Source organism: Variovorax xiamenensis (assembly GCF_050916385.1).
GTDB lineage: Bacteria > Pseudomonadota > Gammaproteobacteria > Burkholderiales > Burkholderiaceae_C > Variovorax.
On the sequence record NZ_CP139038.1, the window covers coordinates 4,465,281 to 4,490,657 of the forward strand.

15 protein-coding genes are annotated in these 25,377 nt (G+C 62.8%); 3 read left to right on the forward strand and 12 right to left on the reverse strand.

Annotated elements, in window-relative coordinates:
* Positions 1-395: 395 nt before the first annotated feature.
* From SFB74_RS20400 to SFB74_RS20450, 11 genes are all read right to left on the reverse strand, one after another.
* Positions 396-785: a hypothetical protein gene (locus tag SFB74_RS20400; RefSeq protein ID WP_432726106.1), complete on the reverse strand. Its 390-nt coding sequence runs from the start codon at positions 783-785 to the stop codon at positions 396-398.
* 170 nt (positions 786-955) lie between these two features.
* Complete coding sequence (locus tag SFB74_RS20405; RefSeq protein WP_432726107.1) at positions 956-1,441, reverse strand: hypothetical protein; 486 nt, start codon at positions 1,439-1,441, stop codon at positions 956-958.
* Between the two features lie 342 nt (positions 1,442-1,783).
* Positions 1,784-2,134, reverse strand: a complete 351-nt coding sequence (locus SFB74_RS20410; protein WP_432726108.1) for a hypothetical protein — start codon at positions 2,132-2,134, stop codon at positions 1,784-1,786.
* A gap of 25 nt (positions 2,135-2,159) precedes the next feature.
* On the reverse strand, positions 2,160-2,954 hold the full coding sequence (locus SFB74_RS20415; RefSeq protein WP_432731970.1) for an RHS repeat-associated core domain-containing protein: 795 nt from the start codon (positions 2,952-2,954) through the stop codon (positions 2,160-2,162).
* 369 nt (positions 2,955-3,323) lie between these two features.
* Positions 3,324-7,967, reverse strand: a complete 4,644-nt coding sequence (locus SFB74_RS20420; RefSeq protein WP_432726109.1) for an RHS repeat-associated core domain-containing protein — start codon at positions 7,965-7,967, stop codon at positions 3,324-3,326.
* 12 nt (positions 7,968-7,979) lie between these two features.
* Entirely contained in the window at positions 7,980-8,474 is a 495-nt protein-coding gene (locus tag SFB74_RS20425) for a pentapeptide repeat-containing protein (RefSeq protein ID WP_432726110.1), read from the reverse strand.
* A gap of 116 nt (positions 8,475-8,590) precedes the next feature.
* Entirely contained in the window at positions 8,591-9,016 is a 426-nt protein-coding gene (locus SFB74_RS20430) for a VOC family protein (protein WP_432726111.1), read from the reverse strand.
* A 33-nt stretch (positions 9,017-9,049) separates the two neighbouring features.
* On the reverse strand, positions 9,050-9,328 hold the full coding sequence (locus tag SFB74_RS20435; protein ID WP_432726112.1) for a hypothetical protein: 279 nt from the start codon (positions 9,326-9,328) through the stop codon (positions 9,050-9,052).
* Positions 9,325-9,813 (reverse strand): tetratricopeptide repeat protein, encoded by a 489-nt coding sequence (locus tag SFB74_RS20440; RefSeq protein ID WP_432726113.1) that lies wholly within the window; start codon positions 9,811-9,813, stop codon positions 9,325-9,327. The genes SFB74_RS20435 and SFB74_RS20440 overlap by 4 nt, the downstream gene beginning before the upstream one ends.
* Positions 9,810-14,585: an RHS repeat-associated core domain-containing protein gene (locus tag SFB74_RS20445; RefSeq protein WP_432726114.1), complete on the reverse strand. Its 4,776-nt coding sequence runs from the start codon at positions 14,583-14,585 to the stop codon at positions 9,810-9,812. The genes SFB74_RS20440 and SFB74_RS20445 overlap by 4 nt, the downstream gene beginning before the upstream one ends.
* Before the next feature lie 61 nt (positions 14,586-14,646).
* Positions 14,647-17,646, reverse strand: a complete 3,000-nt coding sequence (locus SFB74_RS20450; protein ID WP_432726115.1) for a type VI secretion system Vgr family protein — start codon at positions 17,644-17,646, stop codon at positions 14,647-14,649.
* Between the two features lie 309 nt (positions 17,647-17,955).
* Here SFB74_RS20450 and aspT (SFB74_RS20455) point away from each other — a divergent pair, with 309 nt between their 5' ends.
* From aspT (SFB74_RS20455) to SFB74_RS20465, 3 genes are read left to right on the forward strand one after another with little or no spacing between them, the layout of a single operon-like run.
* Positions 17,956-19,650, forward strand: coding sequence for an aspartate-alanine antiporter (gene aspT, locus SFB74_RS20455; protein ID WP_432726116.1), 1,695 nt, complete (start codon positions 17,956-17,958; stop codon positions 19,648-19,650).
* Between the two features lie 47 nt (positions 19,651-19,697).
* Positions 19,698-21,386: an aspartate-alanine antiporter gene (gene aspT, locus SFB74_RS20460; protein ID WP_432726117.1), complete on the forward strand. Its 1,689-nt coding sequence runs from the start codon at positions 19,698-19,700 to the stop codon at positions 21,384-21,386.
* Between the two features lie 55 nt (positions 21,387-21,441).
* Positions 21,442-23,079 carry a bifunctional aspartate transaminase/aspartate 4-decarboxylase gene (locus SFB74_RS20465; RefSeq protein WP_432726118.1) on the forward strand — a complete coding sequence of 546 codons (1,638 nt, stop codon included), beginning with the start codon at positions 21,442-21,444 and terminating at the stop codon, positions 23,077-23,079.
* Positions 23,080-23,137: 58 nt separating this feature from the next.
* On the opposite strand, the gene SFB74_RS20470 is transcribed toward SFB74_RS20465, so the two are convergent.
* Positions 23,138-25,321 carry a LamG-like jellyroll fold domain-containing protein gene (locus SFB74_RS20470; protein ID WP_432726119.1) on the reverse strand — a complete coding sequence of 728 codons (2,184 nt, stop codon included), beginning with the start codon at positions 25,319-25,321 and terminating at the stop codon, positions 23,138-23,140.
* Positions 25,322-25,377 lie beyond the last annotated feature (56 nt).

A 25,377-nucleotide genomic window follows, 5' to 3' on the forward strand; every position in this document is an offset into this window, starting at 1 on the left:
GGGTGATGCGCCCTGCGGTTTTGGATCCGGATCGCTGGCCTTGGAGTGGGGCGTCCGGGCGCAAGGGGACTATCGGACAGCGGAGAGACTAAATCAAGATGATTTAGTTATCGAAAACCCGAGGTGCAGTCGAACTCGGCTGGCTTATGGAAGGCACTTGGGGGTACTTGCCGCGAAACGGAGTGGAGGCAAGCCCACTCGAGGGAGGTCTAAAGATGCTGAATGGCCAGATGCTTGTGGATGCACTCGCATGAGTCGTATCGACGGCGCATCCGTTGGATCAAGAACGACTATTTCGCTCCTGGGTAGCTTTTGCAGCTTACGTGGGCAAGCGCGCGCCACCCGCTAATCCCGTGACTCTTATGACAACACAAGAGATTTACCTTACGAATCAATCATCTTGAAAAATCCAAACCCGACGGTCCAATTTCGTCAATCAAAACCAAATCTTCAAAATCCATTGATGGCAAATTGCACTTCATCAACACATCCCAAACCTCCTTCAAATACGCTTCCCTAGCGGACACTTGATTGATGGGCAAATCGTGTGGAATAGCATTTCGCCACAGCAAATCATCGGCGAAATTAATCATCAAAAATCTCAATCCATCAATCACATTTCTCTTGGCAATCGGACCAAACCTCGAAAAACTGCGCTTCATTTCTTCAAGCAAGATTTTTCCATTAGCAGGCAAATTTACATCAAAATCCTCTAAATCTTCGTCACTCTTATCAAGCAAAAATCCATACAAGCCACGCAAATAATTAAGATTCAGAGACTTCATGGATGAAGTTTTTTCCTTAATCAGTTTTCGATGTCCAACTCGGCAGCCTATTGAAGCACGAGATCTCCAGCAATTGCCAGGTTGGATCGTATTCCTGTACTGGCTCAGGCTATCCCTCTATCGCACCCAGCCTCGCAGTGCAGATCATCGCCCTCGAAGCTGAAAATAGGTTATTCACTCTGGCGAGGATCGAGCAAATATCTACATGCATATCTCAAGAACTCCAAGCCCAGATCTGGATTGAATCGCTTGAGCAGAAAAAGATAAAGCGGTACGGGCGTCACGCTCTCACTCGTATTTGGACCCCATTCAGCTTCCTCATAAAAACAGCAAACGGCGCACCGACTCAATGCAGCTAGGCCCGGATTTTCCCCTTCAGAGCTATCAAATAGTGACCAAAGATCGAGCCTGCTCGGCCGTCGCAATTCATCACTACCATCGAGCCCTAAGCTAGTTATTGCCACCTGCAGATGTTCAACAACAAAATCAAGTTGCACGGGTGAAGCAACTCCATTGAATTGACCTGCCAGAAGGCGGCTGTGCAAGAACTTCGCGTACACCTTCATCATCTGAGAGAAAGCTACTTGCCTTTCTATCAACTCATCTTCGATGGCATCGAGGTGCTCTTCTTCGGTTTCGCTATGCGGGTTACTCATTTTTTATTTATCACAGAAGCTTCCCCCCTGTGCGAATGCCTCACGAGCATTGAGGCAGCAGCCTCCCCTGTTTTACTCAATAGCCGGCGCAATCCCTTAAACAGCGCTACGAAGCTCGTCAGCATTAGCCACCTATAAGCGTCAGCATTTTTTCCAAGCATATCTGATCCGCACATCAGCGCGCGTCTCAAACTGCTTGTCGACCGTAGTTGGGCAAGCGCCTCGCATATGAACATGGCGCCCATATCGACTGCAATACAGCCTGCCTCATCATTTCAATGAAATTCTAGAATTCCCCTCTTTTTACCTTCGCTCGCAGCACTTGGAATCCCTCTGTAAATCTCAGCGTCGAATCTTACTCAGTCGATCGCATATTATTGAAATCACACCATTAAAATCGTCCCTCATTTCAGATGAAACCACCGAAAGGCTCCCTTCACGTTGCCAGACCGCCTCCGAATCTTGTCCTTCCTGATTCATCAATTCAAATGAAATGTCAAAATATTCGCCCTCTTGCTCAACAGAGACAATCAAGTCAATTTCATGAGGATAAAAACTTATGTACCCATAAGGGCTCGAAGAATTTCGATTCAACCCTGAGTTAGATTTCTCAATTCCAACTCTCTGCTGCACCGCCTCTTCAATTTCCCTCAAGTATTCTGATAAAAACCCAAGAAAAATATCAATCGTCATTTTTTACCTCGAGATCTAACGCTTTCTAGCAACCCGTCTGTATATGAGTTCGAAGCCCAGTACCTCGCGTAGCGGCCCAATTTCTCAGCTTTTCATTAGACGGATCATCCTGCGGTCGGATGGTGACGTGTCCATCGGCTTTGTCGTGTATTACGTCTAACCCACAACTGCAAGCATGAGTAACATCAATTTCTACATACTTCCCGGAACCCAATCCTTCCATGCCGACATTGGCGGAAAGCCCAGGTAGCCGAGAATCTTTCGGCGTGTCGTCAACTCCTGGGCGTGGTGTAAGGCTGTCAGCGGTTCCCGAAGCTCCTCTAAACACGCTTCCGCTTGTGAGTTTTTTCGGTTGAAAACCACTCAACCCGCGAGGATCTACCCAACTTATCGCACTCGGTGCGTACACATATATGTTGAGTCCCCCATGAATACCTATCGGATCACGAGAGACGTATCTACCGTTCGCAGGGTCGTAGAACCGATACCGGTTGTAGTGCAGCCCCGTCTCCTCATCCCAGTACTGCCCCTGGAACCGGATCGGATTCCTGAACCCCGCCCTTCTCCCCGCCTCGCTGATCGCCTCCCGCGCCTCTCCCCACGCTTTGTACTGCGCCGACCAAGCCACACCACCCTCATGGTCCGTCAGCTCCTGCGGCGTCCCCAGGTGATCGCACTGGTAGAACGCCATCTCCTTCCTGTCGAACGCCCGAGGCACATGCCTCTGCTCGCCGTTCCACAGCGGATCCTGCTCGATGTCGTAGACGCCTCCGTTGGCCTCCATCAACGCCTTCGCATCCGTCGTCTCGCTCAGCGCCATCGCGCTCGCCCGGCGCACCTGCACCAGCGGCACGAACGAGTTCGCCTCGTGGATGTAGTGCTCGCCTCCTTCTTCGATCGCTGACCTGCCCTGTGTGCTCTCAAATGCAGGCTCTTCGCTTCAGGCGAACAGCGCGGAATCCCTCGACAGCATCAGTGATTTATCTTTCACTCGCTACTCATCCATCGCATCCAACAATTCCGCCAATTTATTTAAATTTTCCGCCAATATTCGAGCCTCCTCGGCAGTCAACTCAACTGGATCCCCAAATTTGGAAACAGATTTCAGATGAATCGACGACTCCTGCTCAATCCAAGCGTCAACACAACCATCAGCTGACGTGTATCGCTTTAATAATTCACTCATTTTTCATGGTCCTTTCGTTGGAAAATGCGCATTCCCATCCACAGGCGACACAATTTTTGTCAAACCATCCGGCTGATACCCGTGTACGTGATCCACAGCAGCTTTCGGGTCGTTGTAGGGCAATCCAGTTTGCTGATCAATGTGCCCGCGATCCAAGCGCAATCTTTGATTGCCGGTACATGGACATTTCCATTTACGAGGTAATCCTGCAGAATCCGGCTGCCCGGTCGCAACTAATCCCTTGGAAGCAGCCAACGCTCTTATTTCGGATCTGGTCTTGTCTGTAATTTCAGATGCAGTGATCGTAGGTGGCGCCGTTGTTGCCAATCCGAGTGGGTCAATGAAAGCAGTTGAATTTTTTGCATACGCAAAAATATTTAATCCACCCAGGAGTTTTATTGGGTCAGAACTGATAAACCGCCCTACCTGCGGGTCGTAGTAGCGATACCGGTTGTAGTGCAGCCCCGTCTCTTCATCCCAGTACTGCCCCTGGAACCGGATCGGATTCCTGAACCCCGCCCTTCTCCCCGCCTCGCTGATCGCCTCCCGCGCCTCTCCCCACGCCTTGTACTGCGCCGACCAGGCCACACTGCCTTCGTGGTTCGTCAGTTCCTGCGGCGTCCCCAGGTGATCGCATTGATAGAACGCCATCTCCTTCCTCTCGAACGCTCGAGGCACATGCCTCTGCTCGCCATTCCACAGCGGATCCTGCTCGATGTCATAGGCGCCTCCGTTGGCTTCCATCAACGCCTTAGCGTCGGTGGTTTCGCTCAGCGCCATCGCGCTCGCCCGGCGCACCTGCACCAGCGGCACGAACGAGTTCGCCTCGTGGATGTAGTGCACGCTCCAGCCGTGCTCGCCACCCTCCTCGATCGCGGACCTGCTCTGCGTGCTCTCGAAGGCGAGCACATCGCCGTCCCAACCGAACAGCGTCGTCGTCTCGCCCGAGCTCTTCGACAGACGGCGCCCCAACGCGTCGTAGCTGAAGTTGGTGGTGATGCCGCTCTGGTCGGTCGCTGCCGTCATGCGGTTGAAGCCGTCCCATGCGAAGACGGTGCGCCAGCCGTTGCGCATCCGCTCCGTCATGTTGCCGCGTTCGTCGTAGCGATAGCTGGTGCCGGCGTAGTTCTTCAGCAGGTTGTCCAGCAGCTTGCCGGCCGGGTGTCTGAACGGGTCGTTGGTCTCCGGCGGGTCGACGATGTTGCCGGCCGGATCGAACGCGAACGTCTCGCGCCCGATGCGGCTGTTGGCTTCGAGCAGTCGGCCAACGGGGTCGTAGCGGTAGCTCAGGTTGCCGCGCCGGCTGTCACCGATGCCCACCAACTGGCCTGCCTTGTCGTAGCTGTAACGGCGCTGGATGCCGGTGGTCGATTCGATGGCTCCGGGCCTAGTGCGCGAGATCTGCTGTTCGAGCAGACGACCCGCTGGGTCGTACTTCTGCCGCTGGCTCAGTCCGTTGCCCTGCTCGCGCGCAATCTCTCGGTGCAGGTCGTCTCGCTCGAAGCCCAGGATGTCCTGGCCGTCGATCATCAGGCCGTGCACGTGGCCTGAGCCGTAGGTGAGCCATTGGGTGACGTGCCCGTCGGGGCGCACGGTGGCGATGCGCTGGTTGAGTTCGTCGTAGCGGTGCTGCCAGACTGCAGTGCGCTTGCGCTCCACGTAGTGGTGATGTTCGCGCGTCAGGTTGCCGGCCGGGTCGTAGAACCACTGCAGGCGCGCGTCGCTGTTGGTCGCCTCGAGAAGGCGGCCGTTGTGGTCATAGGCGAAGCGCTCTGACTGCTCGCCGGCACGGCGTTCGCTCAGGCGGCCCAGCGGGTCGAATTCGAGTTCGGTGCGATGGCCTGCCTCGACCACTTCAGCGAGGATGCCGGTGGTTTCTTCATGGACGTACTGCGTGGCCTTGCGGTCGAAGCCGGTCTCCTCCAGCAGGCGACCCACGGGGTCGTAGCGGAAGTCGTAGCGGCTGCCGTTCTCGTTGTGCAGTTCGGTCAGGCGGCCCAGCAGGTCCCAGTAGTACTTGAGCGAGCGGCCCGCGGCGTCGGTACGGCCGGCGATCAGGCCGGCGCGCGTGTAGCTGTAGCGCGTGGCACGCCCGAGTGCGTCGGTGTGCTTGAGCAACCGGCCTTCGGCGTCGTGCTCGAAATGCTCGATCGTCTGGTCGGGCTGCACGATTTCCTCGAGCTGGCCGGCGGTGTAGCGGTATCCGGTCGCGTTGCCGGCGGCATCGATGGCTTTGGTCAGCCGGCCCCGTTCGTCATACTCCCAGTGGCTGGTCTTGGCGGAGCAGTCGGTGTAGCTGAGCATTTGCCCTGATGCGGAATAGGCAAGCGCTTTCACGCCGCCCTTCGCATCGGTGATTCGCACGGGCCTGCCGGCCTTGTCGTAGGCGTACTCGGTCTTGTGCCCCAGCGGATCGATCTCCTCCGTGAGATGGCCCTGCGCGTCGTAGTCGCGCTTCCACACGCCGCCTTCCGCGTCGCGGATGCCCGTGAGCCGGTGCAGCCTGTCGTACTCGTAGTGCACCCGACTGCCATCGGCCCGGGTGTGCGTCTGCAGGTTGCCGTCGGCGTCGTAGGTGTAGTCGTCGGTCGTGCCGTCGGTGTGCACATGGCGCGTGACGTTCTTTGCGTCATCGCGGAAGAACCACTCCTGCAGCTTGTCCGGATGGATGACCCGATATGTGTAGCCTTGGATGTCGTAGTAGTGCCAGGTCTCACCGCCCAGCGCATCGGTCACGTAGGTCAGGCGGATGTTCCTGTCCCACTCCAGCTTCAGTGCGAAGCTGCCGTCGTCGGACCATTCGCGCACGGCCTTGGCATCGGGGTCGGTGCCGTCGTACTCCAGGTTCATGGCCCGGCCGGTGCGATCGGTGTAGCGGGTCACGAGGTGGTGGCTGTAGGTGTAGCTCCAGCTCGCGCCGTCTTCGTCCTGTGCCGACACGAGGTCACGCTCGCCGTCGTGGGTGTAGCCGGCCAACTGGCGTACGACCTGGCCGTCCTTGAGCTCCCACAGCGACTGGATGAGCCCGGTCTGCGCATCGGGCTTCGTACCAACGTGCGCCATGACGGCTTCGCCGTGCTTGCTGATGACGTCGCTCAGCACACGTTCACCGGTCGAGGCAATCACGTGGTCGTAGCGCAGGCCGATGGACATGCCGTCCTTTGCCTGTTGGGTGACAAGACGGAAGTGCGGCTGCTTGCTGTCGACGTACTCGTAGATCTCGCGCCACTCGCTCTGCTCGCCTTCGGGCAGGGGCTTACCGAAGTCCAGCACCAGCAGGTTCTCGCTCAGGCGCGAGACAGTCACTTCCTCTATCGGGTCGAAGTAGGCCTGCCCCACGGCCAGCACGGGGTACGCATGACTGCGGCCGTCGGCCGCGTGGTGGACCAGGCTCGCCTTGCCCTGGCGAGCGCCGCGCACAGGCGTGGCAACGTCCACGCGCATGCTGTACGGAGTGATCCAGCGCGCCCCAAGGCTGCCACGGTCGAAGGCATCGAGGTCGCTCGCATAGGTGCGTGCCCACTCGATCGGCAGCGGCGCGGCAAGAACGAAATCGGTGTGGGTGAAACTCTCGTTGCCGGTGCTCAGGCTGATGGAAGCCCCCTTGCGTGCCGGTGCGGGGCAGTTCTTGCAGCCCCCGGTTCCCTGGGCTCCGGCCTGCTTGTTGATATGGCCGAGCGGCGTTCCCGGCTTTTCCTTCTCCGCCTTGGCCCCCGCCTGCGGAGGAACGATCGCCGCCCTCTTGCCCTTCTTCTTCAGCAGCGCATCCCGCAGCTTGTGCAGCAGCCACATGATGCTCGCCTGCGCCTCCCTGTCCGCCAGCCTCGACAGCTGCCCCCTCAGCAGCCGCTTGAAGTCCAGCATCTGCGTGATCACGCCATTGATCCGGCCCGCGATGCCATCCGGCAGCTGGCTCGCAGCCGCCTTCGCCACGTAGTTCGCCGACTGCTTCGAGTACCGCACCGCAGCTCCCCACATCCGGCTCCACGTGCTCTGCGTCTTCGGGTCGTGCACCTTCGTTTCCGCCGCACCGGGCTTCGCAACCGTGAACAGGTCCTTCTGCCCCAGCACCCGGCGCATCACGTCCACCAGGTTGTCGATGATCTTGTCCGCAAGGTCCGCGCAGCTCTTGAGGATGCCGTCGAGCTTGGCGATCGCACCGTCGATGAACTTGTCCAGCTCCCCCATGATGGTGGCGTTCAGGTGCCCCACCAGCGTCGTCACGATGGCTTCGCCCAGGTTCGACGCCGCCGTCTTCAGCTCCTGCTTCACCAGGTGCAGCGTCGGCCGAAGGCTCATGCGTGCTGCCGCCATGCTCGGCGGTATCGGGATCAGCCCGATCAGGTTGATGCCCAGGCTCACCCAGTTCAGGAACGCATCGACCCCATCCTTGGCCTTCTTCTCCACGATGTTGATGATGTCCAGGAACACATCCACCAGCGCCATGATGTTCCCGACGATCGGGATGCTGCCCAGCACCATCGTCAGGCGCTCCAGCGTCACGTAGCCGCCGCTGAACGAACGAAGCCAGTCGTCTACCGCCTTGCTCGCAGCGGCGATGTCTTCCTTCACGATCGTGTTCAGCGGTGCTACCGCTGTCTGCGGCTCGCGCTCGGTCGGCGCTTTCTTCTCTTCCGTCCCTGCCATTTATTGCTTCCCTCAGTTGATGTTCGCGCCCTGAAACTCGAGCTGTTCGAATGTGCTGCCCGTGAAGTCGACGCTGCGTCCCTGCAGTCCTTGCGCACGCACCACGGTGCCGCCGCAGTCCAGCACACCGACGTCGTTCCAGCTGCCGCCCGCGAAGCTGATGTCGTCCCACTGGCACTGCCTGAAAGTGCTGGTGCCGATGCTGCTGCTGTCGAAGTTCGCGCGCGTGAAGCTGCAGTTGATGAAAGTGCAACCGGTGATCGAGATGCCACTGAAGTCGCATTGGGTGAAGCTGCAACCGGTGAACTGGCAGGCGCTCCAGCCCGCCTGCTTGAAGCTGGTGGCGGTGAAGCTTGTGCCGTTGAAAGTCGTTGCGGCGAACTGGGCGAGTCCCAGGTCGAGGCCGGCGTAGGCGAAGCTGTCGGCCTGGCCCACGAGCCCGGCGGGAGCACCGCCTGCGCCTTTGCGCCACATGTCGTGGGCGAGGATGATGATTTGGGAAGACATTGGCGATCAGATAGAAAAGGTTTCGTTCATGGGTTCGCAAGCAGGCCGATGTGCATACGGAACTTCATCACGTAGCGTTTCTCTGCCGGAATATTCATTCCCCCGAACTTGGAACTTCAGTCGATATCCCGATAGATGCTCCAGTTCGAGATGTCGACGTTGAGATCGTCCTCGAAGCTCTCCGAAACTATTTCGATCGAATTGCCGGAAGGGTCCAGGACTCTTGCGAAATACCCTCCGGGAGTATGTGCAAGCATGTCGAACTCGACGCCGCTCTCCATCAAACTTTGGCAGAAGCTCGGGAAGTTTTTCTCGATGGAGAACTCATAGATCGCGCCCCGATCCTTCTCATTGCGCCCTCCTACGCCGATGATGTTCGAATACTTGAAGCAGATAGCCAAGTCTTGATGACCCGGCACTCGCAGGATGTCCAACACCGGATCTCGCTCGTACTTCAAAACACCTTCGTAGAAAGCGTTCATCCTCTCTAGCATTCCTTTTCTTCGAAGAGTCGGAATATGAACGGTGAACGGCTTCTTCATCTTTCATCCTGTCCACTTGGAAATGTCCCCGGCTCAGCGAGACAAGTGTTTCTGAAGAACTCGACCGCTGTTCTTTTCGATCAACAGCGAGGCCTCCACAAGGCCAGGCAAGGCACCGCGATAACCCTGCGGCTTACCCTTTGCCTCCCACGAAACGTTGTAGGCGTTGGACTGCTCGACCAAGACGAGTTTGTAGTTTTCAAACGGCAGGCCCAAGGACTTGGCATCCTCGCAGGCCAGTGCAATCGCCTGCGCCACCAAGCCGTCGACCTCGAAGAGCGGCAAGGCAGGGACATCGAGGTCATCGCTCACGGACGTGCACCTCGGGCCTTGGCGCGGGCCGCCTCGATCTCCTTGAGCAGATCACCGGCATCCGCGTTGCCGTTCTTCAGCGACTCCGCCGCCCAGCGCGCGGCCTCGGCGAGATCCTTGCCATTCATGTAGAGGTCGTAGGCCAGGTTGTGCTGCGCCACGACATGGCCGCCCTTGGCCGCGATCGACAGCCAGCGGATACGCTGATCCTCGTCCGAGGACACGAATGTGTAGTACAGCGAGAGACGGAATGCGGCCTCGGCATCGCCGGCTTCGGCCTTTGCAGCCAGATCGACTCGCTGCGCGTCTGTCAGCGCATACGACTGCGCACCCGAAATGGGCGAAGAAGAGGTTGGTGCCGCGTCGGGTTTGTCCATGGCGTGGTTCTCCGTTGCGTGAGAAACAGGGAGTTGCAGAAGAAAAGGAAAAATCAGCAGTGCCGGCAATACCCGGATCGCGCTGAACCTGAGGTCGAGGTTCTTCATGGCTTGGGATTGAAGGTATGCCAGACCCCGGGATCCGCGGTGTCCATGCTGCCGTCCGCCTTGCGGCCTGCCGGCTTGTGGGCGCCATTCGGCCAGATCCACAGGAGCTTGTCAGGCGCCTCGACGGGCGCATTCAATTCATTGGCGAGCTTCTGTGCGTAGGGGTCCGTCCCCTTGCCGGTTTCGCACGACATCAACTGCACCTTCTGGCCCTCCGTATACGACGGATGCGCCTTGATCCGCTGTGCCATCTGTGCCGGTGTGATGCCCTTCAGCGCCGTGTCGGTCATGATGTTCGGCCCACCATGGGAGCCGACCGTGAACGTGCCGGGCGGGCTTGGGATGTTGTCCGCCGATGCCCGGATCGCTTCGCTGTGCGGGAACAGGTTGATGTCGACAAGTCCCAGCGGATCGATGCCACGCACGGGGTTGTTTCCGACATAGGCATACAGGTTGAGACCGCCTGCGAGCCCCAGCGGATCGCGCGAGACGTACCGGCCGCTCGCCGGGTCGTAGTAGCGGTAGCGGTTGTAGTGCAGCCCGGTTTCGACGTCGAAGTACTGTCCCTGGAAGCGGATGGGGTTGGCAAGGCCGGCGCGTCTTCCAGCTTCGCTGATGACCTCTCGCGCCTCGCCCCAGGCCTTGTACTGGGCCGACCAGGCAACGCGCCCCTCGTGGTCGGTGAGGTCCCGCGGCGTGCCGAGGTGGTCGCACTGGTAGAAGGCGATCTCGTCCTTCTCGAAACTGCGCTGCCCCGGCTGCAGCTCCCCGTTCCACAGCGGGTCTTGCTCGATGTCGTACGCGCCGCCGTTGTCGGCCATGATCTCCCGCACGTCGGGCGTTTTGCCCAGTGCAATCGCATACGCCTGACGCAACTGGATCAGCGGAGCGAAAGAACGTGGCTCGTGAACGTAGTGCACGCTCCAGCCGCGGCCCTCGTCCTCCCGCTCTCCGGCGATGCTTTGCGTGCTCTCGAAGGCCAGCGTGTCGCCATCCCATCCGAACCTCGTGATGCTGTCTCGCGAGCGCTTGGAAATACGACGCCCCATCGGGTCGTAGGCGAACCAGGTTTGCGTGCCGTCTTCGTCCGTGGCGGAGCTCAAGCGTCCGAAACCGTCCCACGCGAAGGTGGTCGCCCGACCGTTGCACACGCGCTCGACCATGTTGCTGTGCTCGTCGTATCGATAACGGACGCCTGCATAGGCCCTGAGCAGGTTGTCAAGCAAGGCAGCGGCGGGAGCCCGGGTTCCGCCGGCCGTGCCCTCCGGCTCGACGATGTTGCCTGCCGGATCGAAGGCGAAGGTCTCGCGCCCGGATCGGCTGTTGGCCTCGACCAGGCGGCCGACCGGGTCGTAGCGGTAGTCGAGGTTGCCGTGATGGCTGTCGCCGATGGCGACCAGTTGCCCAACCTTGTCATAGCCGTAGGTACGTTGCAGCCGCAGCGCGCCGGGCGCATTCGAGTCGCCGGGCACGACCTGCTGCTCCAGCCGCCGCCCCACGCTGTCGTAGCGCAGCTTCTGGGTCAGGCCGTTGCGCTGCTCGCGCAGAACTTCGCGATGCAGGTCGTCGCGCTCGAAGCCGAGGATGTCATGCCCGTCGAGCAGCAGGCCGTGCACGTGGCCCGACCCGTAGGTAAGCCACTGGGTCGTATGGCCGTCGGGGCGGATCGTGGCGACGCGCTGGTTGAGCGCGTCGTAGCGGTGCTGCCATATCGCTGTGCGCCCGGCCTGCAGGTCGTGCTGGTGCTCGCGCGTCAGGTTGCCGGCGGGGTCGTAGAACCACTGCAGACGCGAGTCGTTGTTGGATGCCTCGACCATGCGTCCGTTGCGGTCGAAGGCGAAGTGCTCGACCTGGCTTCCGGCGGATCGCTCGCTCATCCTGCCCATCGTGTCGGCCTGCAGTTGCACCACCCGCCCGCCCGCTTCGACCTCGACGAGCCGGCCGGTGCTTTCTTCGTAGCGGTACCGCGTGGTCCGGCGCGCGAAGTCGGTCTTCTCCAGCAGTCGGCCCACAGGGTCGTAGCGCAGGCTGTGGCGGCTACCGTTCTCGTTGCGCAATTCGACGAGACGGCCGAGCAGATCCCACTGGTACCCGAGCGAATGCCCCTCGGCATCGGTGCGGCCGGCGATGAGCCCTGCGCGGTTGTAGCTGTAGTGCGTGCGGCGCCCGAGCTCGTCGACATGCGCGAGCATGCGTCCCTCGGGGTCGTGCAGCGTCTGCTCGCGCGTGCCGTCGGGCAGGACGATCTCGTGGAGCAGGCCCGGCACGCTGCCTTGGGCACGCAGCACCGCGTCTTCTTGCGGCAGGCTGCGGAGATGGCGCGTGACGTTTCCCGCAGGATCGACAGCCGTGGCGAGCCGGCCGCGATCGTCGTATGTCCAGCGGCTGGTCTTGCCTGAGCAATCGGTCAGGCTCGCGAGCCGGCCGCGGGGCGTGTAGCTCATCAGCTTGGTACCGCCCTTGGCATCGGTGATTCGCACGGGCCTGCCAGCCTTGTCATAGGCGTACTCGGTCTTGTGCCCCAGCGGATCGATCTCCTCCGTGAGATGGCCCTGCGCGTCGTAGTCGCGCTTCCACACGCCACCTTCCGCGTCGCGGATGCCCGTGAGCCGGTGCAGCGAGTCGTACTCGAAATGCACACGGCTGCCATCGGCCCGGGTGTGCGTCTGCAGGTTGCCGTCGGCATCGTAGGTGTAGTCGTCGGTCGTGCCGTCGGTATGCACGTGGCGCGTGACGTTCTTGGCGTCATCGCGGAAGAACCACTCCTGCAGCTTGTCCGGATGGATGACCCGATATGTGTAGCCCTGGATGTCGTAGTAGTGCCAGGTCTCACCGCCCAGCGCATCGGTCACGTAGGTCAGGCGGATGTTCCTGTCCCACTCGAACTTCAGCGCGAAGCTTCCATCATCGGACCACTCGCGCACGGCCTTGGCATCGGGGTCGGTGCCGTCGTACTCCAGGTTCATGGCCCGGCCGGTGCGATCGGTGTAGCGGGTCACGAGGTGGTGGCTGTAGGTGTAGCTCCAGCTCGCGCCGTCTTCGTCCTGTGCCGACACGAGGTCACGCTCGCCGTCGTGGGTGTAGCCGGCCAACTGGCGTACGACCTGGCCGTCCTTGAGCTCCCACAGCGACTGGATGAGCCCGGTCTGCGCATCGGGCTTCGTACCAACGTGCGCCATGACGGCTTCGCCGTGCTTGCTGATGACGTCGCTCAGCACACGTTCACCGGTCGAGGCAATCACGTGGTCGTAGCGCAGGCCGATGGACATGCCGTCCTTTGCCTGTTGGGTGACAAGACGGAAGTGCGGCTGCTTGCTGTCGACGTACTCGTAGATCTCGCGCCACTCGCTCTGCTCGCCTTCGGGCAGGGGCTTACCGAAGTCCAGCACCAGCAGGTTCTCGCTCAGGCGCGAGACAGTCACTTCCTCTATCGGGTCGAAGTAGGCCTGCCCCACGGCCAGCACGGGGTACGCATGACTGCGGCCGTCGGCCGCGTGGTGGACCAGGCTCGCCTTGCCCTGGCGTGAACCGCGCACAGGCGTGGCAACGTCCACGCGCATGCTGTACGGAGTGATCCAGCGTGCCCCAAGGCTGCCACGGTCGAAGGCATCGAGGTCGCTGGCATAGGTGCGCGCCCATTCGATCGGCAGCGGGGCAGCCAGCACGAAGTCAGTGTGCGTGAAGCTCTCGTCACCGAGGGAAAGACTGATCGAAGCACCCTTGCGCACTGGCGCAGGACGATTCTTGAGGCTGCACCCTCTGCCATTCGCTGGTGCCTGCCTGCTGATGTGCCCCAACTGGTCACCGGGCTTGTCCTTCTGGGCAACCGCCCCCGCCTGCGGCGGCACGATCGCAGCCCTCCTGCCCTTCTTCTTCAGCAACGCATCCCGCAGCTTGTGCAGCAGCCACATGATGCTCGCCTGCGCCTCCCTGTCCGCCAGCCTCGACAGCTGCCCCCTCAGCAGCCGCTTGAAGTCCAGCATCTGCGTGATCACGCCATTGATCCGGCCCGCAATGCCATCCGGCAGCTGGCTCGCCGCCGCCTTCGCCACGTAGTTCGCCGACTGCTTCGAGTACCGCACCGCCGCGCCCCACATCCGGCTCCACGTGCTCTGCGTCTTCGGGTCGTGCACCTTCGTTTCCGCCGCACCGGGCTTCGCAACCGTGAACAGGTCCTTCTGCCCCAGCACCCGGCGCAGGATGTCCACCAGGTTGTCGATGATCTTGTCCGCAAGATCCGCGCAGCTCTTCAGAATGCCGTCGAGCTTGGCGATCGCCCCGTCGATGAACTTGTCCAGCTCCCCCATGATGGTGGCGTTCAGGTGCCCCACCAGCGTCGTGACGATCGCCTCGCCCAGGTTCGACGCCGCCGTCTTCAGCTCCTGCTTCACCAGATGCAGCGTCGGCCGAAGGCTCATGCGCGCCGCTGCCATGCTCGGCGGTATCGGGATCAGCCCGATCAGGTTGATGCCCAGGCTCACCCAGTTCAGGAACGCATCGACCCCATCCTTGGCCTTCTTCTCCACGATGTTGATGATGTCCAGGAACACATCCACCAGCGCCATGATGTTCCCGACGATCGGGATGCTGCCCAGCACCATCGTCAGGCGCTCCAGCGTCACGTAGCCGCCGCTGAACGAACGAAGCCAGTCGTCCACCGCCTTGCTCGCAGCGGCGATGTCCTCCTTCACGATCGTGTTCAGTGGTGCTACCGCCGTTTGCGGCTCGCGCTCGGTTGACTGCGGCTTCGAGGCCGCCTCCTGTTCTGCCATTTTTTCTTGTTCTCTCGAGCTCGCGCGTTGGGTTGGTGGAGTGAGGCGCCTCGTCGCCGGGCTAGCCTGCGAAGCCTGGTGTACGGCCTGTCGATGCGGGGTTGGCAGCGGCAGTTGCGATGCCCGCCGGCTTCATTCCGCCCGTGGCCATGCCGCTCATCACGCCGGTGATCGGCACTCCCATCGGCCCCAGCTTGGCACCGGCCGCCTGGATCGCCATGCCGGTTGCTGCCTGGCTGGCCTGGCCGAGCAGCGCCTTGGCGCCGCCTTGCTGGATTGCCTGGGCTGCGCCCACGGCCTGCTGCGCGATGCCGGCTGCCTGGGTGACCTGGCTCAGTGCACCCGCTGCCTTGCTGCCCATGCCTGCCACGCCGGCGAGAGCGCCTGCGGCACCACCCGCGGAACCAGTCAAGCCGCCAACGCCATTCATCAGGCCCGAGATGCCGGACACGCCGCCGCCTGCTCCGTCGGCCGCTGCACCCGTCGCACCTTTCGCCTTCCAGTCTTCGGGCGTCCCGTAGTAGCTGCCCTCTTCCCAGGGGTCGCGCGGATCCTTGCCGAACGTGACCTTGGCGGTTCCGATGGGCAGCCCCGAGACGGTCGCGAAGCCGTTGCGGTCGAAAGTGCCGGCGTGCGTGCCGCCTTCCGAATCGACCACGGTGAAGTCGCCCTGCGCCACGCCCTGGCGCTTTTCGCCGGTCGGCTTGATGTACTGGTGATACAGGTCGAGCTGCCCCTTGGGTACCGGCGGCGGGTTGGGTAGCGCGGGCTTGCCGTCGTTGGCGGGGCCCACGAGGCTGTGCACCGCGGCATGCTCGCGCCAGGTGCCGGAGGTGCCGTGCTCGATGCCGCCCGAACTCCAGCGGCTGTAGCTCGAGCCGCCGTTGATCACCACCTCCTCCTTCGCCTGGATGGTGATCTTGTTGGCCGTCTGCGTGATGTTGAGCTTGGCCAGCACGTTCACGCTGTCCTTCAGCGCCTTGATGTCGATGTCGGCACCGGCCGCCACGAGCCGCATGCCGGCCTTGGCGGCGAACATGCGGATCGCGCTCTGCACGCTCACCAGCATGCTCTTGCCCGCGCTCACGCTCGTATGGCCGCCGCTGGTGAGCGCGCTGTGCTCGTTGCTCACGATGTGCGTCGAGCCTTGCGCCACGGTCTGCAGGCCCTTGGCGCTGGCCAGCGTCAGGTGCGACTCCTGGAACTCGGGGAACTCGCCCTGTTCGCGATTGCCGCCCTGGCCCTTGATGGCGTCGTTCTGCTCCTTGATGCTCGTGGTGACCTCGTCCTGGTCGCCGGCTTCATGGGCTTGCGCCCCCTGGGCCAGTCCACTGAGGCCTTCGTGCATGTCCCGGGCCTGCGTGAGCCGCCCCACGGTCTCGCCCATGTCGGTGACATGCGCCTGCGCGTTCGGGCGAGCTTCGGTGGTGACCAGCAGCCCCTTCGCAGACCTCACGACCCCATGCCCGTCGGTGCGCAACTCGAAGCCCTGCCCCCGGCTCTCCTTGCGCCCCGCCGTGTCCTCGATCCGCCCGATGTGCCCCACGCTCAACTGGCTGGCCTGGTGGTCGCTGCGCAGCTGCGCCTGGATCTTGCCCTGCGTGTCGTCCAGCACGAGGTGGTTGCCGCGCCCGCCTCCGAGCTCGCGGCTGCGGATGCCCGACAGGTGCTTCTGCCCCGGCAGCTCCCACGACGGCATGGTGTCGGCGTTGTGCACGCAGCCCGTGACGATCGGGTAGTCGGGGTCGCCGTTGAGGAAGTCGACGATCACCTCCATGCCGATGCGCGGCACGCTGGTCATGCCGAAGGTGGCGCCCGCCCACGCGGTGGACACGCGCACCCAGCAGCTGGAGTTCTCGTTGTCCTGGCCGATGCGGTCCCAGTGGAACTGCACCTTGATGCGCCCGTACTGGTCGGTCCAGATCTCCTCGCCCGCCGGGCCCACCACCATGGCGGTCTGCGGACCCCGAGTGCGCGGCTTGGCCGTGGTGCGCGGCGCGCGCCATGCGTAGCTGGTGGGCTGGGCCTCGAAGGCGAAGCGCTGCACGGAGCCCTCGGTGCCTTCCACGCCCTCGCTGGCCTGCAGGTTTTCCTGCAGGTGGTAGCTCACGCCCACAAGCAGGTATTGCTGGTTCTGGTCGGCCTTGGGGTGGCCCGTCAGGCGCAGGGTGTGGCCGGTGGCCAGCTCGCGCAGGTTGGCGCGGCCACTGACGCGGTTGCGCTGGCTGAGCTGTTCCTCGTTGCGGACGCGCGCGTAGGTCTCGCCGTCGCCGTGCTGCACGAAGCCGCCGGGCCATTCGTAGTTCTCGAAGGCGTCATGGTCGTGCCCCGGGGGCATCTGGCGCAGGTGCGAGAGTTCGGCCTTGGGCTTCTCGAAGTCGTAGTCGTCGTTGTAGTGGTGGCCCGAACGCACTTCTTCGGCGATCTCCCAGGCGTAGATGCGCTCTCGCTGGCCCATGCCGGACTTCTCCAGCGGGTGGTAGCGCACCTCTTCGCCCCCGGGCAGCGGGCTGTGCGAGTTGGCGATGTCGTCGGCGAAGACGAGCACGTGCTGGCTGGCCTCGTGCCTGAAGTGGTAGTAGATGCCTTCGAGTTCGCACAGGCGCGAGACGAAGTCGAAGTCGCTCTCGTGGTACTGCACGCAGTAGTCCCAGCGCCGGTAGTCGCTGCGGCTCAACTTCTGTTCGATGGGGTGGCCGTAGCGCCCGAGCACTTCCATGACGATCTCGGGCACGCTCTTGCCCTGGAAGATGCGGAAGTCGCTGCGCCGCGTGGCCAGCCACAGCCAGGGGCGAAGGCGCAGCCGGTAGAAGGAATGGCGCGCATCCTCCTGCTGCAGTCCGAAGCGGGTGGCGATGCCGCCCAGGTAGCGCACCCCGCCTTCGGTTTCCACCGACACGCTGCAGGCCTTGCCCAGCAGGCTCTTGGGGTCGATGGCGTTGCTGTTGCCCAGCAGCTCTATGTCGAAGGCGTACAGCTGGCTCAGCGCTTCGCGGCCTACCAGCTGGCGGAACTGCAGTGCCTCGCCTGCGGGCGTCTGGATATTGACGCGCCGGGTCATTGGGACGATTCGGCTTGAAGATAAGTCAAACCGATTAAAAATAATTCAATTGATAAGAATATTGTTTGCAATTTGAGTTTCACACTCACCTCCCGATGCATATTTTCACAATTATTCTAAGTGTTGATTTATCGTAAGAACCAATGCGAAAAATGGACGATTTATCAAATCAGCATAAAGTCCGCGATCCGTGGTCGCCAGTGTCCAAAGTCACACTGGCGAGATTCGGATGAATTACGTCCGAATCAGCCGCGAGGCAAATGACACCGCACCACGCCTGCCAGGACATTCCAGGCAAAGGATCGGATCGTGATCGGCGGTCTGGTCGAAATACTTAGAAACCAGCCTGAAATAGCGCTATTTCTGGTGCTGGCCATTGGCTATGCCGTGGGCCAGATCCGCTTCGGCCCCATTCAGCTCGGCGGCATCTGCGGCACGCTGATTGCGGCCCTGGTCGTCGGCCAGCTCGGCATCCATATCGACGATGGCGTGAAGAACGTGTTCTTCATGCTTTTCATCTTCGCGCTCGGCTATGCGGGCGGACCGCAGTTCTTCGCCAATCTCGATGCCAAGGGCCTGCGGATCGGGCTCCTGTGCCTGGTCGAAGTGGTGACGGTGCTCGTGCTGGTGCTCGGCGCCACCTTCTTCCTCTCGCTCGACCAGGGCACCGCCGCGGGCCTGATGGCGGGCGCGGCCACCGAGTCGGCAGTGGTCGGCACGGCGACCGATGCCATCTCCAAGCTCGCGCTGTCGCTGACGGACATCCGGCAGCTGCAGGCCAACGTGGTCACGGCCTATTCCATCACCTATGTGTTCGGGCTGATCGCGATCGTGGTCGTCACGAGCCAGGTCTTTCCGCTGCTGCTGCGCGTGGACCTGCGTGCCGAAGCCGACCGCCTCTGGAAAACCATGGGCGGCGGCGATGCCGACCCCGATGCCGCCAGCGCCACGCCGGAGATGATCGGCCGCGTGTTCCTGGTCACGGTGGGCCGCGGCCGCACGGTCGGCGAGCTGACCTCGATCTTCGGCGGCCGCGCCAGCATCGAACGCGTGGTGCGACGCGGACAGAGCCTGGCCGTCGATCCCACGCTGCGGCTGCAGCCCTTCGACCAGGTGCTCGCCATCGGCCGGCGCAGCGTGCTGGTGAACGTGGCCGAACTGCTGGGCCGCGAGTTCGCCAACACCACGGCCTTCGATGCCGTCGTGGAAACCACCGAAGTCGTGGTCAACCGGCGCGAATGGTTCGACCGCGAACTGCACGAGCTGCAGCACGCACCGCTTCCGCCCGGCGTGCAGATCGTCGGCCTGACGCGCGATGGCAACGCGATGCCGCTGCTGCACGACGTGAAGCTGCAGCGCGGCGACGTGCTCAAGCTCTACGGACCGGTGCTCGACGTGGCTCGGGCGTTGCCGCTGATCGGCGACCGCGTCGTCGAATCCACGCACAGCAACATCAGCTACGCGGCCATGGGCATCCTGCTGGGCGTATTCATCGGCGGCTTCAGCGTCAAGCTCGGCGGCATTCCGTTCTCGCTGGGCACGGGCGGCGGCGCGCTGCTCACAGGCCTGATCTTCGGCTGGTACCAGTCGAAGAACCCGCACCGGCTGAGCGTGCCGCCCGAGGCGCTGGCGCTGATGAAGGACCTGGGCCTGGCCACCTTCATCGCCTGCGTCGGCCTTGCCTCTGGCCCGCAGGCGCTGGCGCTCGTGAAGAAATTCGGCATCGCACTGCCGCTGGTCGGCGTGGCCGTCGCGGTGGTGCCGGCCAGCATTTCGCTGCTCGTCGGGCACAAGCTGCTCAAGCTCGAGGCGCCCGTGCTGCTCGGTGCCATCGCCGGCCAGCAGTGCAGCACGCCCGCGCTCAGCGCCGTGCAGAACGCCGCGGGCAACGCGACGCCGCTGCTCGGCTACACGATCACCTATGCGATTTCGAACGTGGTGCTGCCGCTGATGGGGCCGCTCATCGTGGCCCTGGCCGGGCTGGTGGTACACGCGGCGAAATGAGCTTGGTGAGCTTGAACAACGTCAAGAAACCGGAAGGAACCTGACCCATGGAATGGCTGCACGAACTCTTCAAGAAGTCGCCCGAGATGGCGCTCTTTCTCTCGCTGGCGGTCGGCTACTGGATCGGCAAGATCAAGTTCGGCAAGTTCCAGCTCGGCGGCGTGGCCGGCTCGCTGCTGGTGGCAGTGTTGGTCAGCCAGGTCGGCGTGCAGGTGGATGCCGGCGTGAAGGCGGTGCTCTTCGCCCTCTTCATCTACGCGGTGGGCTTCGAGAGCGGACCGCAGTTCTTCAGTTCGCTCGGCAGGCAGTCGGTCAAGGAGATCATCCTGGCCGCGGTGATGGCGGCCACCGGCCTCGCCACCGTGGTGGTGATGGCCAAGCTCTGCGAGCTCGACAAGGGCCTTGCAGCCGGCGTGGCGGCGGGCGGCCTCACGCAGTCGGCCATCATCGGCACGGCGGGCGACGCCATCGCCAAGCTCGGGCTCGACGCGGCCGAAACCGCGCGGCTGCAGGCCAACGTGGCCATCGGCTATGCGGTGACCTACGTGTTCGGCTCCTTCGGCGCGATCATCGTGTGCGTCAACATCCTGCCGAAGTTCATGGGCCGCACCATCCGCGACGACGCGATCGCCGCCGAGACCGCGCAGCAGGCCGGCGTGAAGGTGCTGGGCCCCGACCAGGAAGAAGCCGCGCCCTCGCTGGTGGGCCGCATCTACGAGCTCGAGGCCGAGCCGAAGCGCACCGTCGCCGACATCGAGAACGTCAACCCGGCCACCACCATCACCATCGAGCGCGTGAAGCGAGACGGCAAGTTCGTCGAAGTGAGCCCCGAGCTCGTGCTGCACAAGGGCGACATCGTGCTGGCCGTCGGCCGGCGCGACGCGGTGGTGGCCAGCGCGCCGTTGCTGGGCAAGGAGGTCTATGCGGTCGACGGCATGGAGCTCACCATGCAGAAGCGCGAGATCGTGCTGACCAACAAGGAGTTCGACCGCAAGACGGTCGACGAGATCCGCAAGGCCACCGCCGGCGGCGTGCGCCACGGCATCTTCGTGGTTCAGATCAGCCGCATGGGCAAGATCCTGCCCATGAAGCCCGACACCGTGGTGCAGACCGGCGACCTGGTGTCGATCTTCGGCGCCGAGCAGGACGTGAAGCGCGTGGCCGCCGTCGTCGGCGACGTGATCGTGCCGAGCGCGAAGACCGACTTCGTCTATCTCGGCGCGGGCCTCGTCGTGGGGCTGCTGGTCGGCCTGCTGAGCGTGAAGATCGGCAGCATCCCGCTGACGCTGGGCGCGGGCGGCGGCGCGCTGCTGTCGGGCCTGCTCTTCGGCTGGTACCGCGCGAAGCGGCAGACCTTCGGCGCCCTGCCCCCGAGCGCGGTGCAGCTGCTGAAGGACCTGGGCCTCGCGGGCTTCGTGGTGGTGGTGGGTCTGTCGTCGGGCCTGCAGGCGGTGCAGACCATCAAGCAGCTGGGCCTGACCATCTTCGGCGTGGGCGTGGTCGTGACCATCGTGCCGATGCTGCTGACCATGCTGTTCGGCCGCTACGTGCTGCGCTATGGCAACACGGCCATCTTCGCGGGCGCGCTGAGCGGCTCCCGCAGCGCGAACCCGGCCTTCGGCGAGGTGCTCGACAAGGCCGAGAACTCGATTCCCACCGTGCCCTTCGCCATCACCTATGCGCTGGCGAACGTGTTCCTCACGCTGCTCGGGCCACTGATCGTCGCGCTCGTCTGAACGCGGCGGCCTTTCCGTTTTCTTTTTTCATCCATCCCTCAACCAGGAGCATCCAATGGATTTCAGCGACGTGAAAAAACTCGGCGGCTTGAGCCCTTTCGAACTGAAGGATGCCCTCATCCAGGTGGCCCGGCAGAGCGACCGGCTGATGCTGAACGCGGGACGCGGCAACCCGAACTTCCTGGCGACCACGCCGCGCCATGGCTTCTTCCAGTTCGGCCTCTTCGCGATGACCGAGAGCGAGCGTTCCTACATCTACATGGACGGCGTGGGCGGCTTCCCGCAGCGCGAGGGCATCGAGGCGCGCTTCGAGATCTTCACCAAGGCGCACGAGGGCGAGCCCGGCGTGCGCTTCATCGAGGCGGCCGTGTCGTACGTACGCGACCAGCTGGGCCTGTCGGCCGGCGACTTCATCTACGAGATGTGCGAGGCCATCCTCGGGTGCAACTACCCGGTGCCCGACCGCATGCTGCGGCTGAGCGAGATCATCGTGGGCAAGTACATCCACCAGGAAATGATCGGCACGTACCCCTTCGTGGGTACCTTCGACATGTACGCGGTGGAGGGCGGCACTGCCGCCATGACCTACCTGTTCAACAGCCTGCGCGAGAACCACCTGCTGCAGGCCGGCGACACCATCGCACTGGGCATGCCGATCTTCACGCCGTACATCGAGATCCCGCACCTGAACGACTACCAGCTCATCGAGGCGCTGATCGATGCACCGCCCGAGAACAACTGGCAGTTCACGAAGAAGGAGCTGCAGAAGCTGCTCGACCCGAAGGTCAAGGCATTCTTCCTGTGCAACCCGAGCAACCCGCCGTCGGTGAAGATCAGCGACGAGGTGCTGGGCTACATCGCCGACATCGTGAAGCAGCGGCCCGACCTCATCATCCTCACGGACGACGTGTACGGCACCTTCGCGGACAACTTCCGCTCGCTCTTTGCGATCTGCCCGCACAACACCATCCTCGTGTACTCGTTCTCGAAGTACTTCGGCGCGACCGGCTGGCGCATGGGCGTGGTGGCCACGCACGACGACAACATCATCGACCGCAAGATCGCGAAGCTGCCCGAGGCGAAGCTGAAGGAACTGGACGCACGCTACAGCTCCATCACCACCGAGCCGCGCAAGCTGAAGTTCATCGACCGCCTCGTGGCCGACAGCCGCACCGTGGCGCTGAACCATACAGCCGGCCTCTCGACGCCCGTACAGGCGCAGATGGTGATGTTCTCGCTGTTCTGCCTGATGGACGAGCCCGAGGCGTACAAGAAGTCGATGAAGCGCATCGTCCTGCGCCGCAAGGAAGCCCTGTACCGCGAGCTCGGCCTGCCGCTGGAGCTCGACCCCAATTCGGTGAGCTACTACCACCTGCTCGACCTGCAGGAGATCGCCACGCAGATGCACGGCGAACGGTTTGGCAAATGGATCGTGACGAAGCTGCAGCCGAACGAAGCCCTCTTCCGCATCGCAGAAGAGACAAGCATCGTGCTGCTGCCGGGGCGGGGCTTCGGCGGCAAGCACGCGTCGGGGCGGGTGTCGCTGGCGAACCTCAACGAGTACGACTACGCGAACATCGGGAGGTCGCTGCGGAAGCTGGCTTCGGAGTACTTCGAGATCTTCGAGAAGGAGAACGGCAAGGGTGCAGCGAAGGCAGCTTCGAAGGCGGGAAAGGCCGGCAAGAAGAAGTAGGCAAGCCGGCCTTCCCACAAATCCCGCTCACGGACAGCGGGAAGGCCGGAGGCTCAGGTCAGACCGGCTTGCGTGCCGTGAGCCACTGCGCCGGGGCCAGCGCCGCTGCCACGACGCGGACTTCGCCGATGTTGCCGAAGAAGCCGTCGGCGCGAGCACCATCCCAGGAGCCACCGCCCACGACCCACGGCGAAGTGGCCGAGAGCGTGGCCAGGCCCGGGATGGCCGAGGCATTGCGCAGCACCGGTGCGCCTTCGACGTACATCGTGGTGTCGTGCGACACTGGGTCGTTCACGATGGCGACGTGCACCCAGCGGTCGGCGATGACCTCGCCCGACCAGTTGGCCTTGGGCGCGCGGGTTCCGGCCGGGCTCGGGGTCACTTCCCATTGCACTTCACGCAGGCTCGAAATGGCGAACAGCATCGGGGGCGACTCCGGGTCGCCGCCCGAGTAGCCCGCCAGGTCGCCGCGCTTGCCGTCGCGCGTCATGATGTTCATCCACGCCTGGTTGGCACTCGTCCAGTTCTTGTCGATCTTGATGAAGGCCTCGATGGTGTAGCCGTTCTCCAGCGTCTGTGCATTGATCGGCGCAGCGGCCTCTGTGAGGAAGTAGCTCAGGCGCGGTGTGTTCTTGTTGGTGTTCAGGAAACGCACGGAGCCCGGCGCGGCCGAGAGGTAGTGGCGGTCGTCAGTCCAGACGACGTCGCCATCGGTGGCGCCCACCACGCCACCCTGATTGAGCGCATCGCGGTGCAGCGGGTTGTTGCCCGTGACGTCGGCGATGACGGTGCCCGGCAGCACCGGCTGGTTGACCGTACCGCCGAAGAAGCGCCAGTGCGCCAGCGTGTTCGCCACCTTGGGGTAGTCGTCGGAATTCGTGGCAGGCCGCTGCACGGTCGTCGCAGGCTCCTTGTAGTTGGCCAGGATCATCGCGCGGGCCTTGTCCACCAGCGAACCCTCGATGGTGGCGCTGCCGGTGCCGAAGCTCTTGTTGAAGCCTGCAAAACGCTGTGCGAAGTCCATGTCGATGGTGAAGGCTTCGTTAGCGGTGGTGAGCACCGCCTGGTCGAAGCTGTTGAGCGTGGCCGCCGGCTTCTGCGGCACCCACGGCGAGAACGACAGCACCTTGATCTTCTTGTTGGTCAGGTCGAACTCGTACAGGCGCATCAGGCCGTTGCCGCCCTGGTAGGCCATCTGGTAGTCGACCACCATCTCCTCGACCTTGCGGCCGAAGTCGTTGATCTTCGTGAGATGCGCGGCGCCATGGTGGTGGCCGTTGAGCGTCATGAAGATCTGGTCGTTGTCGCGGATCAGCTTGTCCCACAGCATCTTGCCGTAGTCGGTTTCGAGCGGGCTCGTGCCGTCGGGCGCGATGTTGAGCAGCTGGTGGTTCACCAGGATCACCGGCAGCGTCGGGTTCTTCGCGATAACCTGGCGGGCCCACGCGATGCCCGCGTCGGAAATGCGCCAGGACAGCGACAGCACCATGAACTTCTGGCCCTGCGCCTCGAACACGTGGTACTCGTGGAAGCCGCTGGCATCGCGCGCGCCGAAGGTCGCCTGCTTCTTCGCACGCTCGGTGCCGAACCACTGGATGTAGGGTTCATTCGCGGGAGTGCGATTGGCATCGGTGCCACCCACGGGGTCGACGCTGAAGTCGACATCGCTCAGCACGTCGTGGTTGCCGGCCAGCACGCTGTAGGGCAGCTTCGCATCCTCGAGGATCTTCATCGCGGCATCGGCCACCTTCCACTGGTCGGGCTTGCCGACCTGGTCGACCACGTCGCCGAGGTGAATGGTGAACGGGATGTTCAGCCCCTTGGCGTTGTCGGCGATCCACTTCGTCTGCGCGGCGAAGGGCGCGCTGCCGAAGCGCTTGTTGTACTGGTCGCTCTCGGCCGCCGTGGCGTAGCGGGCGTAGAACTGGGTGTCGGGCATCACCGCGATCGAGAAGCTCGAGATCTTGGCGGCGGCTGCCGGCGGAGCTGGCGTTGGTGCAGGTGCCGGCGCAGGAGCCGGTGCGGGCAGCGAGCCGAAAACGGGCGCATCGCTACCACCGCCACCGCAGGCCGCGAGCAGGGCACCGCTGCTGCCGACCGTCAAAAGCGAGGCACCGAGCTTGAGCACCTGGCGACGCGGCGGCGTGTTGTTGTTGTCGTTGTTCTGTTCGGGAGCGCTCGATTCGGCAGAAGCAAGGATGCGCGGCGTGCGTGCGCCGCGCGAATCGTCGGAAACGGACATGAGAAATTAGGAGAAAAGATTACGGAGCGCGCAGCGTAAAAATCCGCGGTGACGTG

Excerpts from the sequence above, each read along its gene's own strand:
- SFB74_RS20400 (WP_432726106.1), bottom strand. The coding sequence starts at position 785 with ATGAAGTCTCTGAATCTTAATTATTTGCGTGGCTTGTATGGATTTTTG.
- SFB74_RS20405 (WP_432726107.1), bottom strand. The coding sequence starts at position 1,441 with ATGAGTAACCCGCATAGCGAAACCGAAGAAGAGCACCTCGATGCCATC.
- SFB74_RS20410 (WP_432726108.1), bottom strand. The coding sequence starts at position 2,134 with ATGACGATTGATATTTTTCTTGGGTTTTTATCAGAATACTTGAGGGAA.
- SFB74_RS20415 (WP_432731970.1), bottom strand. The coding sequence starts at position 2,954 with ATGGCGCTGAGCGAGACGACGGATGCGAAGGCGTTGATGGAGGCCAAC.
- SFB74_RS20420 (WP_432726109.1), bottom strand. The coding sequence starts at position 7,967 with ATGGCAGGGACGGAAGAGAAGAAAGCGCCGACCGAGCGCGAGCCGCAG.
- SFB74_RS20425 (WP_432726110.1), bottom strand. The coding sequence starts at position 8,474 with ATGTCTTCCCAAATCATCATCCTCGCCCACGACATGTGGCGCAAAGGC.
- SFB74_RS20430 (WP_432726111.1), bottom strand. The coding sequence starts at position 9,016 with ATGAAGAAGCCGTTCACCGTTCATATTCCGACTCTTCGAAGAAAAGGA.
- SFB74_RS20440 (WP_432726113.1), bottom strand. The coding sequence starts at position 9,813 with ATGAAGAACCTCGACCTCAGGTTCAGCGCGATCCGGGTATTGCCGGCA.
- SFB74_RS20445 (WP_432726114.1), bottom strand. The coding sequence starts at position 14,585 with ATGGCAGAACAGGAGGCGGCCTCGAAGCCGCAGTCAACCGAGCGCGAG.
- SFB74_RS20450 (WP_432726115.1), bottom strand. The coding sequence starts at position 17,646 with ATGACCCGGCGCGTCAATATCCAGACGCCCGCAGGCGAGGCACTGCAG.
- aspT (WP_432726117.1), top strand. The coding sequence starts at position 19,698 with ATGGAATGGCTGCACGAACTCTTCAAGAAGTCGCCCGAGATGGCGCTC.
- SFB74_RS20465 (WP_432726118.1), top strand. The coding sequence starts at position 21,442 with ATGGATTTCAGCGACGTGAAAAAACTCGGCGGCTTGAGCCCTTTCGAA.
- SFB74_RS20470 (WP_432726119.1), bottom strand. The coding sequence starts at position 25,321 with ATGTCCGTTTCCGACGATTCGCGCGGCGCACGCACGCCGCGCATCCTT.